General features: G+C 51.2%; 13 protein-coding genes and 1 pseudogene. 7 read left to right on the top strand and 7 right to left on the bottom strand.

The genetic code is table 11. The annotated features are described in order from the left end of the window. Positions 1-112 precede the first annotated feature (112 nt). Complete coding sequence (locus tag QMX93_RS04865; protein ID WP_282353178.1) at positions 113-253, bottom strand: hypothetical protein; 141 nt, start codon at positions 251-253, stop codon at positions 113-115. A gap of 164 nt (positions 254-417) precedes the next feature. Here QMX93_RS04865 and dpdD point away from each other — a divergent pair, with 164 nt between their 5' ends. Beyond that, positions 418-2,595 (top strand): protein DpdD, encoded by a 2,178-nt coding sequence (gene dpdD / locus QMX93_RS04860; RefSeq protein WP_282353176.1) that lies wholly within the window; start codon positions 418-420, stop codon positions 2,593-2,595. A 36-nt stretch (positions 2,596-2,631) separates the two neighbouring features. On the opposite strand, the gene queE is transcribed toward dpdD, so the two are convergent. The 6 genes from queE to QMX93_RS04830 form a co-directional block, all read right to left on the bottom strand. Continuing rightward, positions 2,632-3,267, bottom strand: a complete 636-nt coding sequence (gene queE, locus QMX93_RS04855) for a 7-carboxy-7-deazaguanine synthase (protein WP_282353174.1) — start codon at positions 3,265-3,267, stop codon at positions 2,632-2,634. 63 nt (positions 3,268-3,330) lie between these two features. Then, positions 3,331-4,032 (bottom strand): 7-cyano-7-deazaguanine synthase QueC, encoded by a 702-nt coding sequence (gene queC / locus QMX93_RS04850; protein ID WP_282353172.1) that lies wholly within the window; start codon positions 4,030-4,032, stop codon positions 3,331-3,333. A gap of 28 nt (positions 4,033-4,060) precedes the next feature. Then, the gene (gene dbpB, locus QMX93_RS04845; RefSeq protein WP_095965350.1) at positions 4,061-5,116 is read right to left on the bottom strand and encodes a DGQHR domain-containing protein DpdB; all 1,056 of its coding nucleotides are present in this window, start codon (positions 5,114-5,116) and stop codon (positions 4,061-4,063) included. Next, positions 5,113-6,411: a tRNA-guanine transglycosylase DpdA gene (gene dpdA / locus QMX93_RS04840; protein ID WP_282353165.1), complete on the bottom strand. Its 1,299-nt coding sequence runs from the start codon at positions 6,409-6,411 to the stop codon at positions 5,113-5,115. Before dpdA ends, dbpB (QMX93_RS04845) begins: the two co-directional genes overlap by 4 nt. Beyond that, on the bottom strand, positions 6,408-7,529 hold the full coding sequence (gene dbpB / locus QMX93_RS04835) for a DGQHR domain-containing protein DpdB (RefSeq protein ID WP_282353163.1): 1,122 nt from the start codon (positions 7,527-7,529) through the stop codon (positions 6,408-6,410). The genes dpdA and dbpB (QMX93_RS04835) overlap by 4 nt, the downstream gene beginning before the upstream one ends. Continuing rightward, positions 7,526-8,461, bottom strand: coding sequence for a hypothetical protein (locus QMX93_RS04830; RefSeq protein ID WP_282353161.1), 936 nt, complete (start codon positions 8,459-8,461; stop codon positions 7,526-7,528). Before QMX93_RS04830 ends, dbpB (QMX93_RS04835) begins: the two co-directional genes overlap by 4 nt. A gap of 181 nt (positions 8,462-8,642) precedes the next feature. On the opposite strand from QMX93_RS04830, the gene dbpB (QMX93_RS04825) reads away from it, so the two are divergent. The 6 genes and pseudogenes from dbpB (QMX93_RS04825) to QMX93_RS04800 all read left to right on the top strand — a co-directional run bounded on the left by dbpB (QMX93_RS04825) (position 8,643) and on the right by QMX93_RS04800 (position 13,854). Further along, positions 8,643-9,698 (top strand): DGQHR domain-containing protein DpdB, encoded by a 1,056-nt coding sequence (dbpB, locus tag QMX93_RS04825; protein WP_282353160.1) that lies wholly within the window; start codon positions 8,643-8,645, stop codon positions 9,696-9,698. Between the two features lie 32 nt (positions 9,699-9,730). Then, on the top strand, positions 9,731-10,168 hold the full coding sequence (locus QMX93_RS04820; RefSeq protein ID WP_282353158.1) for a hypothetical protein: 438 nt from the start codon (positions 9,731-9,733) through the stop codon (positions 10,166-10,168). A gap of 46 nt (positions 10,169-10,214) precedes the next feature. Then, positions 10,215-10,577, top strand: coding sequence for a 6-carboxytetrahydropterin synthase QueD (gene queD, locus QMX93_RS04815; protein WP_282353156.1), 363 nt, complete (start codon positions 10,215-10,217; stop codon positions 10,575-10,577). Positions 10,578-10,735: 158 nt separating this feature from the next. After that, positions 10,736-11,286: pseudogene (locus tag QMX93_RS04810) on the top strand (IS630-like element ISPpu2 family transposase); the annotation flags it as partial. 361 nt (positions 11,287-11,647) lie between these two features. Beyond that, complete coding sequence (locus QMX93_RS04805) at positions 11,648-13,156, top strand: Hsp70 family protein (RefSeq protein ID WP_282353154.1); 1,509 nt, start codon at positions 11,648-11,650, stop codon at positions 13,154-13,156. A gap of 35 nt (positions 13,157-13,191) precedes the next feature. Next, positions 13,192-13,854, top strand: coding sequence for a hypothetical protein (locus QMX93_RS04800; RefSeq protein ID WP_282353152.1), 663 nt, complete (start codon positions 13,192-13,194; stop codon positions 13,852-13,854). Positions 13,855-14,590 lie beyond the last annotated feature (736 nt).

The following is a 14,590-nucleotide window of genomic DNA, read 5'->3' as shown; positions in this document are numbered from 1 at the left end:
TTGGTTGGTATCGCCCTGGTTGAGTGACTTTCCTCTATTGGACAACTGTTCAGGGCAGTGGGATGCACTAGAACCAGGTTGGGGAAGTAGAGAGATTAGTTTCAATGAAGTACTAGCGACGGCGGTTAATGGCGGGTGCCGCTTGCGGGTAGTGACCCGTGACGACGCGTACAGTCGTCGGTTTGTCCAGCAGTTGAGCGGTCGCATAATTGCCGGTCATGATTTTTCTTGCCAGTTCAGTGAACAAGTTCATACCAAAGGTCTACTTACCCACAGTTGTTTTTTGAAGGGCTCAATGAATTACACCTGGAGTGGAACAAACCGTAATGACGAACATGTCATGCTGACCAGTAATTCTCAGATAATTTCTGAAGCGTTACTGGAGTTTGAAGAGCATTACCGCTTCGAGGCGCATTCATGAATACCATACCGACATGGTTGCAGCCATTTTTCGCGGTCGATAACCAGATCGATCCGGACAAAGTGTTTGCCGGGAAATACCCGCAGCCGTATCAGAATTTATTGGAACCTTTGGTGCGAAGTGCCTGTGCGGGGCAGTGGCCTTTACTGTTGCCATATAGCCGCCCGCCGGAATTATGCTTCTACGCAGCTGCGGAGGATGGCCGGGCTTTGGAGGAGTTACGCCAGGTATTGGCGGCGTTTTTGGGAACGGCGGATACCTGTTTTGATTATGGCCTGATCATCACTCCAAGTAATGAAGGGCAGAGTGCGTTGCTAGCGCATGCCCCAGCCGGGTTATTGCGTATTGATTTACTTGACGAGGTGGACGATCAGCAAAAATACCGTATCTTTACAGTATTAGCTAACGTGCTGCAGTTGTATCGTCAACGTCCAGCGCTTACATCACTAGCCAAGCGGCCAATAGGTCGAGTGTTGCGTGATTTTATGCTTGCCTACCGATTACGTGATGGTGATGATGCTTGGCGTTTTTACGGAGAGCTTAAGAACTCGGGAGGCTTCACTCCACCTAATCTGCTGTCGTTGGAGTTGCAGGCTTTGGCTTCAGCGGATCGTTGGCAGGACATCGTTAGCCATCCCCGGTTGCCCAGTCTGCTCGGCGGCCGTATTCCGTTACGACTAGTTCGCCTATTGCTTCGAGCACTAGGGCAGTTGGGACTTAATCGAATACTAATTACTGAGGCCATAGGCGAGGAGCGCAGGGAAAAATTGGCCGAGTTGTGCCTCCCGTTAAGCCCACTTTTTATGACAGTTCCGCTGTTTGAAGATCACGAAAGCTTTAAACAAGATTGGCAGTTGTGGCTTGCTGGTGCTGCTACTTTGAGGTGCGCAAAAACTCAGCAGCAGGTGCCTGAGTTTATCGACTCAGACTGGTTTCTAAAGTTGCTGCATTGGGCGGATTTGGTTGCGGTAAATCAATCTGAAGCAGAAATAGAATCGGTTGTTGGTGAGTCAGAAGATCAGAAAGAGGGGCCAGGGGCGGTGCAAGCGTTACTGCAACTCTCGCTGGATGTGCCATTAGTTGAGTTGCAGCAATTGTGGCAGCAATTACAGGCCATGCCTGCGTCGTGGTTTGAACCGCTGAAATCATTACCTATGATGACTGCGATTTTGCAAGATTTGCAAAAACGCTATTCTAGAGAGCAGTTGGGTGGTTGGGATAGTTGGTTTCAGTGCTTGGTTAATGCTGAATCAACGACTGGTGCACTGGAAAGAGATGCACAAGAGTATTGCGAAAATTGGACAGTTGAGACCTTTAATTCAGACGGATTGCTTAAATGTATTAAGACCGGATCTCCTGTGGGGCAGACGATTCTTCGTAACACGCTACCGTTGTTGCTAGAATGGTTGGAAGAGCGCGAAGTGGCTTGCCAAGGAATTGTATGGTTAGAGTTGTTGGAATTGCTTGCTCTTGATTCTATAGTCAATCCAGCGCTGCTGTCGCTGGCTGCACAATTGACGCAGTTGATGTTGGCACAACCGTTCGCAGTCGATGAGTATACGCGATTGGTCGACTCTATATTGATGCTCTGGGAGGTCAATAAAGGGCCTGAAGCGTATACCGGCATGCTTGAGTTGATAGATGTGCTGCTGGACGCACCATGCCCAGCAGAGCCATTGCGACGTCAAGTCTGGCAATCACTACAGGATTTCGCGACAAAGCATTGGAGACAAATTAAAGATCCAGCGATGCGCGAGTTGACCTTTGTATTAATGCAGGAAATTTTTGAGGATGGTGAGCCTGTCCCAGATTTTAGCAATAACAAGGGGTCTGAATCAGATATCGATTCAGTGACAGAGTTAACTCCTAATTTACAAGGGAAATTGTTGGGTATTTACACTCTCACAGAAGGTGCCGCGCGCCGCGCTCGGGACGTACTGGAAATAATTTTCACAGGACTCAAGGTCGAGATCAACAGTGATCATACCGCTACTCCAGCCTTGTGCCATCTAGCCAAAACGGCCGATTATTTTGTGTTCTCTTCCCGCAGTTCAAAGCATCAGGCTTTCTATCCGGTGATAAATATAAGAAGGGATATTATCTATCCGTATGGTAAAGGTGCTTCAAGCATAGTTCGTGAGTTTATAGAAGGGTTAAAGCGGAAGGCTGTTTAGGTGTTGGTGTGAGGTGATATCTAAGTCAGACTTGTTCTAAGGGATCATTAGAATTTTGTGCATTTGTAAGCCGAGTTTCCACTTTGGATGCGCCTTGCAATATTTTATGGTCAATTCAGTGTTTAGGTGGGCCTCTGGTCCATCCATTGGCTGGAGATAGAAATGGTTGAAGGTGAGATGTTCAAATTTTTCTGGTTGCGCTTCAGTTTGTGGATAAACTAATTTTAACTCATCGCCTTTAGTGATCTTTAATTCGGCCGTGGATTTAGGACTGACGCAAAGCCAGTCAATCCCGCTTGGCGGTATTATTGTGCCATTGGTTTCCACTGCCACGGTAAAACTATGTTTGTGCAGTGCTTCCACTAAAGCATCATCTACTTGCAGCAGCGGCTCTCCTCCGGTCAATACCACATACTTATGACCTTGATGGGAGATAGGCCATAATGAATTTATTGCGAGTGCAAGGCCATTCGCACCCTTGAATTTTCCACCACCCAACCCGTCCGTTCCCACAAAGTCCGTGTCGCAGAATGTACAGATCGCGCTAGCCCTGTCCTGTTCCCGTCCCGACCAGAGGTTACATCCAGAAAATCGGCAGAATACCGCGGGTCGACCCGCTTGGTTACCTTCCCCCTGAAGGGTGTAAAACATTTCTTTGATGCTGTAAGTCATTTTGTTTACTCATCTGATTCAAATAGGTGGCGAGTGCTCTGATCCGCCACCGCTGAACCATCGTCAATCTCGTTCTTGAATGTACTGCTCATATCCAGTTTTACGCAGATCGCAAGCTGGGCACGTTCCACACCCGTAGCCCCATTCATGTTTCTGCTGTCGAGTCCCGAGGTAGCAGGTGTGGGACTCTTCTTGAATCAGGCTGACAAAATCTCGATTACCTAGATCTTCAGCCAAACGCCAGGTCTGAGCTTTGTTGAGCCACATCAAGGGCGTTTCAATGATCACTGAAGCATCCATCCCGAGGCTCAAGGCCACCTGGGTGGCTTTGAGGGTGTTGTCCCGGCAGTCTGGGTAGCCTGAGTAGTCGGTTTCGCACATTCCCCCGACTAGCACTGTGAGGCCCCGTCGGTAGGCAATCGTGGCTGCGAACGTCAAAAACAGCAGATTCCTCCCGGGTACGAACGTATTGGGAAGTCCGTTCTTTTCAAATTCTATGGTTTTCTCAGCGGTCATCGCCGTATCGCTGATCTGGCCGAGTAATTTGAGGTCAAGCACGTGATCCTCACCGAGTCGCTTGGCCCAGTTCGGAAATCTGTTACGTACTTCCTGCAAGATATTCAGCCGACATTCGAGTTCGATCCGATGCCTCTGGCCATAATCAAAGCCAATGGTCTCGACATGCTCGTAGCGTTCCAGCGCCCAGGCAAGGCAGGTGGTTGAATCTTGTCCGCCTGAAAAAAGAACTAAGGCTTTGGTGTGCATACTGCTCTCCTCGGAACTGGGGCTGGATTTAGCGCCGTTTCAGTTCTTGCTTGAGTTTTTCGGTCAGATACTTAGTGAGCAATCCGATATCAGTGGGCGTGTTCTGGATACCATTCCAGGGGCGGCGGTCGGTTTCAGAAATGTGCCAATCGCCACTTGTCCATGCCGTATGAGGTTTCAAAAGTTTTAGACCTTTGATAAAGCCTTCCTTGCTGGTTGTGCCTTGATCGGAGTAAAGCAACTCCATAACGAAGCTCAAAGAAACCAGGCCCGCCCCGTGCTTCAAACGTGAATTCCTGGGCGCTAGACCTTCCCATTCCGATTTGAAAACTACACGCACTGCATGGAAGAAGTTATTGATAAGTTCGATGCTGCGCCCCTCAAAGTCATCAAACTTCATGAAGCTACGAATCGCGCCATCATTCGCAGAGTTCATCACGAACTTCTGCATCGCCATGTCGCTTAGTACTCCTCTAGGATTCGTATGTTGTTTGATCTCGCCAAATAGAGAGGAGTTAGGGAGAAAATTCAACAAATCAATAATGCGAGCAGCAAATTTACGACTCGTGAACCGTTCTGGCAGGCCGTCAACAGTCGGTAAAAGTTCATAGATCAGCGATTTTGGCAGCGGTCGCGTATTGTTGACGAGCACAAACTGCTGTCGCAGTTCGTTGTAGTCTTTACAAATCAATGCAGATACAAATACCTGGAATCCAGGTTTTTCCATCGTCGCAAGGGCGCTGAGTCGTTGTTGTCCATCGACCACAAAGCCTGGCTTGGATTCGGTAGCATCAATAATGATTTCTACAATACCCTCGCCGAGGTCTTTAATCGTTACCCCATCCAGAAAGGCCAAGATAATTGCGTTAGGAAGCAATGCATCGTCGCGCTGAAGATAGTCACGAATATCTCTGATGTGCGACGCGACTTGATGGCGCTGAAAGCCTTTGAGGTGGCCTTCTTCATCGCGGCCGACTCTCTCAATTTCAGAAAAATCTAAAATTTCATTTGGAGTGGCCGCAAACGAAAATACATCATGCCCGGAGGCCTGTTGGGCGCGCACACCCTTAAATCGATAGATCATTGTTTCGAAAGTTCCAGAGTTTTCTGAAGGTGGCGGTGGTACACGCCTAAGTTATGAAATCCGCGTCTTTTGTTTCGATTGCTGGCTCGAAAGATAATAGTTTCGATACCCGCTGACTGACAAATCGAACATTGGCATTTTTGCCACGGTTTATCTCTCAGCGTGGGTGAGATTAGTCGGACATGCTTGGCGATTTCTTTTTCCATTTCTATTGATGATGATATCGATCCGGAAAGAGTCAGTCGGAGATAGTCTACTAGCACGGCTAAAGTTGAATCAAAGTCGAGCAGGTTTTTATCGTAGTCGCGGATCGCTAGCAACGCCGCTTTTTCTTTGATTTGTAATTCTTCTGCGCTCAGAGTGCCTTTTTTTATTCCTTGCATCAGGCGTGGATTTTCAATCGCCTGAGGAATGCGGATAGCTGTGTAGTAATCCAGTTTACTTGTATTGTTGCCCATGTAGTAATTACACTTCGCATCTTTAAATGCGCGTATAAGGGGAGAGGTTGAGTCAAAACTGGTAATGCCATATCCGGTGAATTCATGGATGTTCTCAGCTTTAGCAAAGCCCAGTAGATGAATATTTGTCTCGGGCTTAAGGACCGCTCGAAGCTCTTTCAGAACCTCATGGATTTGATCGACTTTCAAAGGTACTAGACCTCCGATCGCCAAGTAGCGATAACCCATGTCTTCGAGTTGTTTTGCAGCGTTCGCCATGCTTTGAGGAGACCAACCCTGTACCGCTCCAAGAGGTTCGAAAGGCCATTCCGCGTCCTTCACTAAACGCAGAAACTCTTGCGCATTTTTGAGCGTAATTTCGTACCGAAACAGCACATCTTCCGACTGGCTCAGCGCTGGAGGATTGCTGGAGTCGCAGTTGAATATGATGTGGTCCGGCGAGCAACCGTGGGTGAATCCTGCATCTGAGTAGAACTCTACTACTTCGCTTGGGCTATACGCAGGGGTAGGGTGCTCTACATAGGCGAAAGCCCCGCAGTCACCTAGGACCATCGTATCTTTGAACTGAATGCCATCGAGTCGTAGAAATTTGCGCGCGCCTTCTCTGAGGAAGCGCTGCTGCTCGGAAGTCGAGTACCGAACCTTTGAATTAGCGACGCCATTTGCAGGTCGCACTGCGCTCATCGAGACCAAGAGCCCATCATAAGGGACGGGGGTCATCATTTCGTGCGCATACTGGTCATCCCAGTATCTCTTCCGGCCCGGTGCATTTCGATCGTTGATGAAATCGTAGTCCGGGTCTACGTAGTCTTGGGTGTCGGCGTATAAAAATTTCATTGGTGAGCGCTGGTCATATAGAGGCGGATCAAGGTTTCTTGCAGCGCCTTGATATCTTGAGGGGTGCTTTGGATTTCATTCCACTGGACATTAATCATCGGCCACTGACCTGTTGTCCATGCGCAGTAAGGGGCTACTCTGGCCAGTTCTTGTAGCACGGCTTCGTAGGTTTCGCGCTGACCACCGATTTTGGCGTAGATCCGATCCATAAGCACTCCCATGGCGATGATCCCCGCTGAGTGCATGAGTCGACTGCTCTTGGATTCAAGTGCCCACGCCTCTGGAAACGTATCACGCACTGCCCGCCAGAAGGTCGTCAGTAGGTTGTACATGGACTCAACGTTCGCCGCACCGTCGGTGCTGGAGGTGTAGGGAGCCAACGCCCCCAACGGATTACTGATGCTATTGCGGATCATCGTTATTACAGCGGTGTCAGTGATCACTGCTTTGCTATTTTGCTCGGACGGCCGCTTTATGAGTTTGTGGAAAGGGGAGTTGGGATCGCGGCTAAGAAGCCCGCACAACTCAGCTGGTGCCTTGCGAGCACTCAGTTCGCGGGGCAAAAGGATGCTGCCTGTCTCCGGCAGTAGTTCGTTGATCAGTCGAGTGGGCAAGGGTTTGGCCTTGTTGACCAAAATAAATTGCTCGCGCTGGGTGGTCAGGCTGTCGGATACAAAACCGATCACTGGCACAGGAAGATCCGAATTGGCCGCTTTCGCCAACGCCAATGAGCGCTGTTGCCCGTCCACGATCCAGGCAGACCTCATTCCCTCTTCCCTGATAGGGATCGTCAGCGTACCCGCTTGCGAAAGCCCCGCGTCGCCTGTCGGCTTGCTTCCGCGTGCTGCAACAAAACGTAGGTCAGGAGACAGCGCTAAGATAATTGCATTGGGAAAAAGTACATTTCCCTGATTGAGGTACTCAGTGATCCCTTTGACATGACTCTTAATCTCGGGGCGCTGAAAACCCTTGAGTGGATTGCTGTCTTCGCGCGACAGGCGGCTGATGTCGGCAATTCGGACCAGGTCAGATCCCCTGATGAATAATGCATACACATCAAGGTTGTCGCCTTGCGTGGTGCGTAGTGCACGCACCACAATCGCATCTTCGCTCGTCATGCTTTGCTCTCTATGCTGTCTTGACCTTTGATGTCCTGCCAGATCCTCCGAAAGCGCGATTGCTCGCACGACACCAGGGCGTCGTCCCTTAAGTAGCGTAACAATCGGGTGGAACTGCCTTGGTAGTCAGCCCACACACACTCAAGCATGTAGGCAATTTCACTGTCCGATGCGCGCCGCCGGATGGTGGTTTTTGCTAGGGATAAAAGATCCATCGCCGCGCTGACGCTCTTTCGAGCGATCTCAGCAGGAGCACTCGACAGTTCAAGAGTCTCAATGAAATGACGCAGGGCTCTCTGAGGGAAATCGTTGCGAGTGCCTGGTAGTGTTGAGGTTTCAAGGCGTTCGTCATAGGGCATCGCGATGCGTCGTAAATGGCTGGGAAGCATCTCGATGCCTGGGCGCGAAGTGAATATTCTGAGCTTGTCGATCTGCGTGTCCCTGATTTTTCCAAGGTCTTCGCCTATCAACTGGACATAGTTTGAAGAGAGGGCAATGAGCACCAAGTCGATGTCGGGTTGGCTCACGAGGTCCGCTAGGGCGCTTCCCTTTGATTGGGTGACATTCACGGCTTCCCACCAATCTGATGCGCGCACACCCAATTTTTCGAGGCGTGGGATGATAGAATTCGGATCCTGAGCCACCGTCAGATTGTACGGTGGACATCTCTGATCGCCTTCAATCAACCCTAAGCCGGTCGACGCAAACATTAGCTTCGCGTCCAACTTCGTTGCTACGCGCCTCGCGTCAGAAACGCTTCTGCCTACGTAAAGTGAAGATGCCATCAGAGTGGTGGGACGTTCGTCTATTTGCCCCTTCCACGCCTTTGCCATGGCTGCAATCGATGAATAACACTCGTCGTTCAGCACCACCGGCGGCAGGCCGTCGAGACGTTTTCGATTGGTGCAGTTGGTGATGATGACGGTTCTCATGGGAAAACTGTAGGCCTGTTTTGACGGGAGTTGCATTTATCTGAGGCTGACAATTTACCATTTAATAACTGTATGGGCCAATGTGCTTAGGCTAGTTTTTATGCGAAAGGGTTGGTATAAGAGCCTCAATACTGCTGCTACCCCTCTTTCTGGGGGGGCGTTCGATGAAGGAAGAGACTCATTGCTTAAGTTCAGCGCAATCAAGGCGTTACAGAGCCCAACCCACCAAGTGGTATCGTTTGCGGCTACCGTTGAGCAGATTTTGGCGATCGCTAGCATCGACCGAGTCAAGCGTGATGATCGTGGCGCCCTTCATGGCTTTCAGCGGCCACAGGTGTCCAAGCACATACGAGAGATCCGCGACTACCTCTCCCGTCCCGATGCGGTAATGCCCAATGCGGTGGTATTAGCGTTTACCAGCGGAGTCCGGGTGGTGGAAGGAAATGGAGCCTATGCAGAAATTGAGGTGGATATTTCATCTGGCCCTCCTGGGTTCGTTGTGGATGGTCAACAGCGCTTATCTGCGTTAGCTGGGCTCGAGGGGAGTTCGTTCCAGCTACTGGTGTCTGCTCTTGTGTGTGAAAATCAGGAAGAACTTCGCCGGCAATTCATTCTCGTCAACAACACCAGTCCATTACCGAAGTCGCTGGTATATGAACTGCTCCCGTCTGTCAGCGGCCTTCCATTCAGAATGACTTCCCGTGCCCGCGCAGCCCGCATCGTGGAAATGCTGAATTATGACGATCGATCTTCTTTGCAAGGACAGATTAAGCAGCATACCAACCCCTCAGGGGTCATCGGCGATACGTCGCTCCAGAAACTGGTAATGAATTCTCTATCCGACGGTTACTGTCGGGAGGTGATTGAGTTGTCGGGAGGTGAGGATCGGTGTTTCTTGGCCATCAGTGAGTTTTTCCAGGCGGTCCAGGAGGTGTTTGGAAATGCTTGGCATGGTCATACACCTAAAAGCTCTCGTCTCGTCCATAGCGCGGGGATTATTTCCATGGGGTTCGTCATGGAGCAGTTGTGTGCTACAGGAGCGCCACTGGCCCCAGTATTCAAGTTAGGCCTTAGAAAGCTACAAGGATATACAGCTTGGACGCTCGATTCGGGAGAGTGGTCCTTTAAAACAGGCAACCGGCCATGGAATGGAGTTCAGAATTTACATGGTGATATTCATCTTTTGACTGATCATTTGACCAGGGTGGTTCGAAGTTCGGAACTCATACCTAGCTAACTGGTGCTCATTACAAATATTTAGGAGGCATTATGACTACTTTGGTAACCTCGGATCTGTCTCCAGCCCTGGCCAGCGACGCCAGTGTAAAAGAGTTCTCAGAAATCATTCTTCATCTATCCATGGCTTTTCAGGAGGCATTGAGAAGGCTTGCCGGGCAGGACGAAGCTTTCCCTTCGGAAGGGTATGGCATGCTGACTGAAGCCTACGGTTTGCGGACGCGTGCGAATATTCTCTACCTGACGCCATCTACCCATGTGGTGCAGGCATTAGATTTTTCCCAAACCGCTATGTTGGGGAAATTCGAAGAAATATTGAATTGTCTGAGTGATGTAACTGACTTGCACACTGTTAACTCCATTTTGGTTTCCGTGATCACTATTGCATCAGCGCTGGGTGAAGGGCGAGCCAAGGTTGTAGAGTTTTTGTTTGAAACGCTATGCGTCGACCTTGAGTCTTGGAAGGTTTAGCCTAGTTGTTTGGGTGTTTTTTGTTACCTGAGATGTAGGGGGCTTAGTGGAGATTTTTAAAGAATTTGTTTTCGAGGCCGCTCATCGGTTGCCCAATGTCCCCGAAGGGCATAAGTGCGGGCGCCTGCATGGTCACTCCTTTCGTATTGCGATTTATATTGAAGGTCCAGTCGATAAGAGATCGGGTTGGGTTCTGGATTTTTCCGAGATAAAGGAAATATTCGCGCCTCTGTATGAGCGTCTTGATCACAACTACCTAAATGAAATTCCAGGGCTGGAAAATCCGACGAGTGAGACTTTAGCTGTCTGGGTTTGGCAGGAACTAAAACCATCGCTTCCCGAGCTTTCCGCGGTACGTATTCACGAGACTTGTACCAGTGGATGTATTTATAGAGGGTTGGAGACATAATCAGTTTGGTGCAAATGAGGTAGGGCTATGCATACCCTAGACTTTAAATTGAGTTTGCTTATTAATTCGTTACCTCTGGCTAGTGGGCTGAGCGGTTAATTCATTTATCTACTGGTAACGATATACTGTGCGTCCAATGTCATGGATTGGTTATGCGCATGGCCCGACCGACTTCCCCCTTCGCTTTAGCGCCTTCTGATCTCATCGCCCTGCAAGGTTGGTTGCGTATGAGTTCGCTGGAACAGAGCCTCGCCCAGCGATCGCGCATCCTGCTTCTACTGGCTGATGGATTGACGCCCAAGGCCGTCAGCGAGCAGTTGCAGGTCACGCCGCCGACGGTATTCAAGTGGCGAAAACGTTATCTGGAGGCGGGAATCGAAGGCTTGAGCGATCTGCCGCGCAGCGGCCAGCCACTCAAACTGGGGCCCGAAAAAATCAACGAAATCCTGACACTGACCACCCGGCGTGTCCCCCAGGAAGCCACTCACTGGAGCGTTCGTTTGATGGCTAAAAGTATGCGCGGGTCACGACGTGGCAGGTTAGGCAGGTCTGGGCCGCTTCCGACCTCAAACCTCATCGTCTGAAGACCTTCAAAATCAGCAACGATCCTCATTTTGCCGACAAGGTAGTCGATGTGGTCGGGCTCTATCTGAACCCACCGGATAACGCCCTGGTGCTGTCGGTTGACGAGAAAACCCAGATCCAGGCGAGTATTGCAGTATTGCGGCCATCGTGCCGAGCTTCATTGACTCACAAAAGCCATCCCCGCAGCCAGGGCGCGCTTGGGAAGGCCAGGGTGATCGGCGTACTTGGCATCAGCGTCTGGGGCGGGGATTGGAAGGGGTGAACAGACGGGTTTACTGTTCCCTTACGTTGTGCCTTTTGGGCCTATGCGCGCAGTGATCTTGATCTCAAGGTCTATGCAGGCGTGTAGTGCGAGATGGGGCGTCCATCACATTGCTACCATTGAAAGCCAGATAAATGGCTACATTTTGCCACTACTCCACTGACAACTTCTTCATTCTTCTATAGATTCCTGTCGTATTGCACCTCCAAGGCAGAAACCGCGCATGAAAATCGGTATTGATTTCGGCACCAGTTACTCCAGCGCTGCAGCTTTCCGCAACGGCCGCATCGAACACATCATGTTCGATGGGCAGTTGCAATTCAGGACATCGGTATTCTTTCCAGACCGTGCCGTCGATATTTCCGGATTTGAACTCACGTCGCTTAACGAGCACGAAATCAGCGAGGGAATTCGCTCTGCCAAAGCGTCTTTCGCCAAGCGACTTTCCGAGTACAATAAGGATATCGCCGCGATAGAGATGCGCGCTCGAGCCGCAGTTCGTAACAAAGCACCGATGTCCGAGGAGGAAAAAGCAGAACGCCGCGCCATGATCGCGAAGCCATTTCTGAGCAGCGATCAGGACCTTCGCGAGTCGGCCATCAATGCAATCAAACGTCGCTGGCTGAGCGATGAGATCGCGAAGGCCAAAGAGGCTGACATTCACTTAGATACCGCGATCTTTGGCGAGGAAGCCATTGATGCCCTGTTCATCTACGAGTCCGGTCGGCTGGTCCAGTCGCCAAAGTCGATGCTAGGCTTTCGCCTGGAGCGGGCCCAGCGTGGCTATATCACCGGGATCGTGACACGCATCCTAAAGCACATCCGAGAACAAGCCAGCTCGCAACTTGAGCAAGAGGTAACGCAAGCGACTTTGGGTAGGCCGGTGCAGTTTCGCAGTTCGATAGGTCCGGAAGGAGGTTTGCAGGCCATCGCCATACTGACCGAAGCCGCCGCTGCTGCTGGCTTCGATAAAGTCGATTTTCTGCATGAGCCTTCCGCGGCTGCCGTGGGTTACCACAGCAGTTCAACGACTGCTCACTATGCGTTGATCGTCGATATCGGGGGTGGGACCACCGACATCGCATTGGCTAAAGTCGGCACCGGGGACACTCAGCCTCATATTCTGAACACTTGGGGTGAGCCCAAGGGCGGCACTGATGTTGACCTCGGTCTTTCGCTCCGCTCAGTGATGCCATTGTTCGGCAAGGGGGAGTGCCCCGAGTTGTTGGCGCCCGTATTTATGGATGCTGCGTCTGTGAGTGACCTTAATCGTCAGAAGTCCTTCCGGGACCGCCGTTTTGCTCATACCCCACTTCCATACGCGTCCCGATTGGCGGAGTTGCAGAAGCCGGGCATCCCCGTGCGCCTGAACCGTGACGTGGAGAAGATGAAGATCGAGCTCAGCGAAACCGCACAGAGCGAACGTTCGCTGGATTACATCGAGCAGAGCCTAGTGGCGCAAGCGACCGATAGCCACTTGGCATTGGCCGCCGAGAGTTTCATGCGCACCTTTCAAGCGCTTCTTGCGCAAGTCGCCAGCGAGATCCAGGACTATACCCCTGTGCTGTTTCTGACCGGCGGCATGTCCCGCGCGCCCTACGTGATTGAAGCGGTAAAGCAGGCCTTCCCGCGTTGCGATATTGCACCGAGCGAAGCCTCTCTGGGAGTCGTCGATGGATTGTCGGTCTACGCCTCACTAACCCGGGAGGCCCGGGCTCCCGAGCCCGCTTGAACACCCCCATACCTTCCTAATGAACAAGGAATGTCATGATTGACTCAGTTGTTTCAGTATCCGAACAAGCATTTTTCAGCATCGTCACGTCCGCACTGGAAGCCTACAAACTGGAGCATGTGCTAACCAACGGCGACTCGGCGGCAGGTGTGGAAACGTTCGGCCACTTGTGGGGTTACTGTCAGCAAACCATCGGCACCAACATGATGTACCGAGTGGTATGGGCAGACACCTCCACGGCCGTTGAAAGAGACCAGGGCTCAGTCGCCTACACCGATGAAGCCCAGGAGTTGAAACAAGGGTTTATCGACACGTTTTTCCCGGAGGTCTGCTACCTGGGCGACTATCACAGCCACCCCTACAGCCACGGAAACGACGAGATCAAAACCGAACTCGAACTTGAACGGGGTCACTACTACCGATTCTCCGACACGGATTTCCGGGCAGTTAAAGTCCTGCAGGATGAAAATGCTCTGGACTACCGTGTCGGCCTGGTTGCCACGGTGTTCGAACGTGACCGGAAGGTGAAACGATCATTGAAGACGCTGGATGGCGAAAGCTGTATCCGGTTTCAGTACATGAACATGACTATCTGGTTGAAGGCGTATGTCTGGACCTCGGATGACTACGACAACTACCGGCGCAAGGCGGACAAGATGGTGCGTCTGGTGTGTCCGAGTTTAAATTTGTTGGCTTAGTGACGCGGTATGGGACGTGTTCGGATCGACAGGTCGGCAGCGTCGATGTGTAGGCGCCAAAGCCTGGGGAGAGCTTGAAGGTGCATGGGCTGACGTACTGATTGCGCTAGTTTCCAGTCTCAGAAAAAACGTTCTCTTGAGGCAATGATGCCATCGTCTCTCGTGCATGCTGGATCCGCTCAAGCGGGTGATCGTCCGTGACAGAAAGGATTGGATGCGCCCGCGTGCACACCCTGTATGTGGACAACCCGGGGAAGGGTCACAACCTGATGCTGGCCATGCCCGGGTCATACTCGGGCACACCGTCTTTCCAGAGGCGAGCCCCATTGATACCCCTATGGAATTAATCCTGCTGTCCGGCCAGGCGGATACCTTGCCAAAGCTCTACCCAGCATATTTCACCCTGCTGACCGCTAGATACTCGCTTGATGGCGGGGATATAGCGCCCTTGGCTTATTTGCTCAAAGGAATGCTCAGAGTGTTTAAGAATGACCTTAAGTTCATCTCCCGAAGGGTTTCTCCACTTTCCGCCAGGAGAACAGACGCGAAGGCGGATCCTGTAAGCTGCGGGAGAAAAGCTCACCCCTTACTTGATCCGCTGGAAGGCCCATGTCATTCAAGAATGCTCCCAACCTGATACCTCGATTGCCAATAACGCTCTGAGCCAAGGCCTCACGTCAACCTCGTGCAAAAGTAGATTCGGTTGCTGCAGACCAGCAAGTTATTGCTTTAGCAA

Source organism: Pseudomonas sp. PS01303, from assembly GCF_029959385.1.
Lineage (GTDB): Bacteria > Pseudomonadota > Gammaproteobacteria > Pseudomonadales > Pseudomonadaceae > Aquipseudomonas > Aquipseudomonas rustica.
This window is presented reverse-complemented; position numbering and strand designations above follow the sequence as displayed.

Bases quoted from the DNA above. Each gene is read 5' to 3' on its own strand.
- dpdA (WP_282353165.1), bottom strand. From the start codon at position 6,411: ATGAAATTTTTATACGCCGACACCCAAGACTACGTAGACCCGGACTAC.
- queC (WP_282353172.1), bottom strand. From the start codon at position 4,032: ATGCACACCAAAGCCTTAGTTCTTTTTTCAGGCGGACAAGATTCAACC.
- dpdD (WP_282353176.1), top strand. From the start codon at position 418: ATGAATACCATACCGACATGGTTGCAGCCATTTTTCGCGGTCGATAAC.
- QMX93_RS04830 (WP_282353161.1), bottom strand. From the start codon at position 8,461: ATGAGAACCGTCATCATCACCAACTGCACCAATCGAAAACGTCTCGAC.
- QMX93_RS04820 (WP_282353158.1), top strand. From the start codon at position 9,731: ATGACTACTTTGGTAACCTCGGATCTGTCTCCAGCCCTGGCCAGCGAC.
- QMX93_RS04865 (WP_282353178.1), bottom strand. From the start codon at position 253: ATGAACTTGTTCACTGAACTGGCAAGAAAAATCATGACCGGCAATTAT.
- dbpB (WP_095965350.1), bottom strand. From the start codon at position 5,116: ATGATCTATCGATTTAAGGGTGTGCGCGCCCAACAGGCCTCCGGGCAT.
- queE (WP_282353174.1), bottom strand. From the start codon at position 3,267: ATGACTTACAGCATCAAAGAAATGTTTTACACCCTTCAGGGGGAAGGT.
- dbpB (WP_282353163.1), bottom strand. From the start codon at position 7,529: ATGACGAGCGAAGATGCGATTGTGGTGCGTGCACTACGCACCACGCAA.
- QMX93_RS04805 (WP_282353154.1), top strand. From the start codon at position 11,648: ATGAAAATCGGTATTGATTTCGGCACCAGTTACTCCAGCGCTGCAGCT.
- QMX93_RS04800 (WP_282353152.1), top strand. From the start codon at position 13,192: ATGATTGACTCAGTTGTTTCAGTATCCGAACAAGCATTTTTCAGCATC.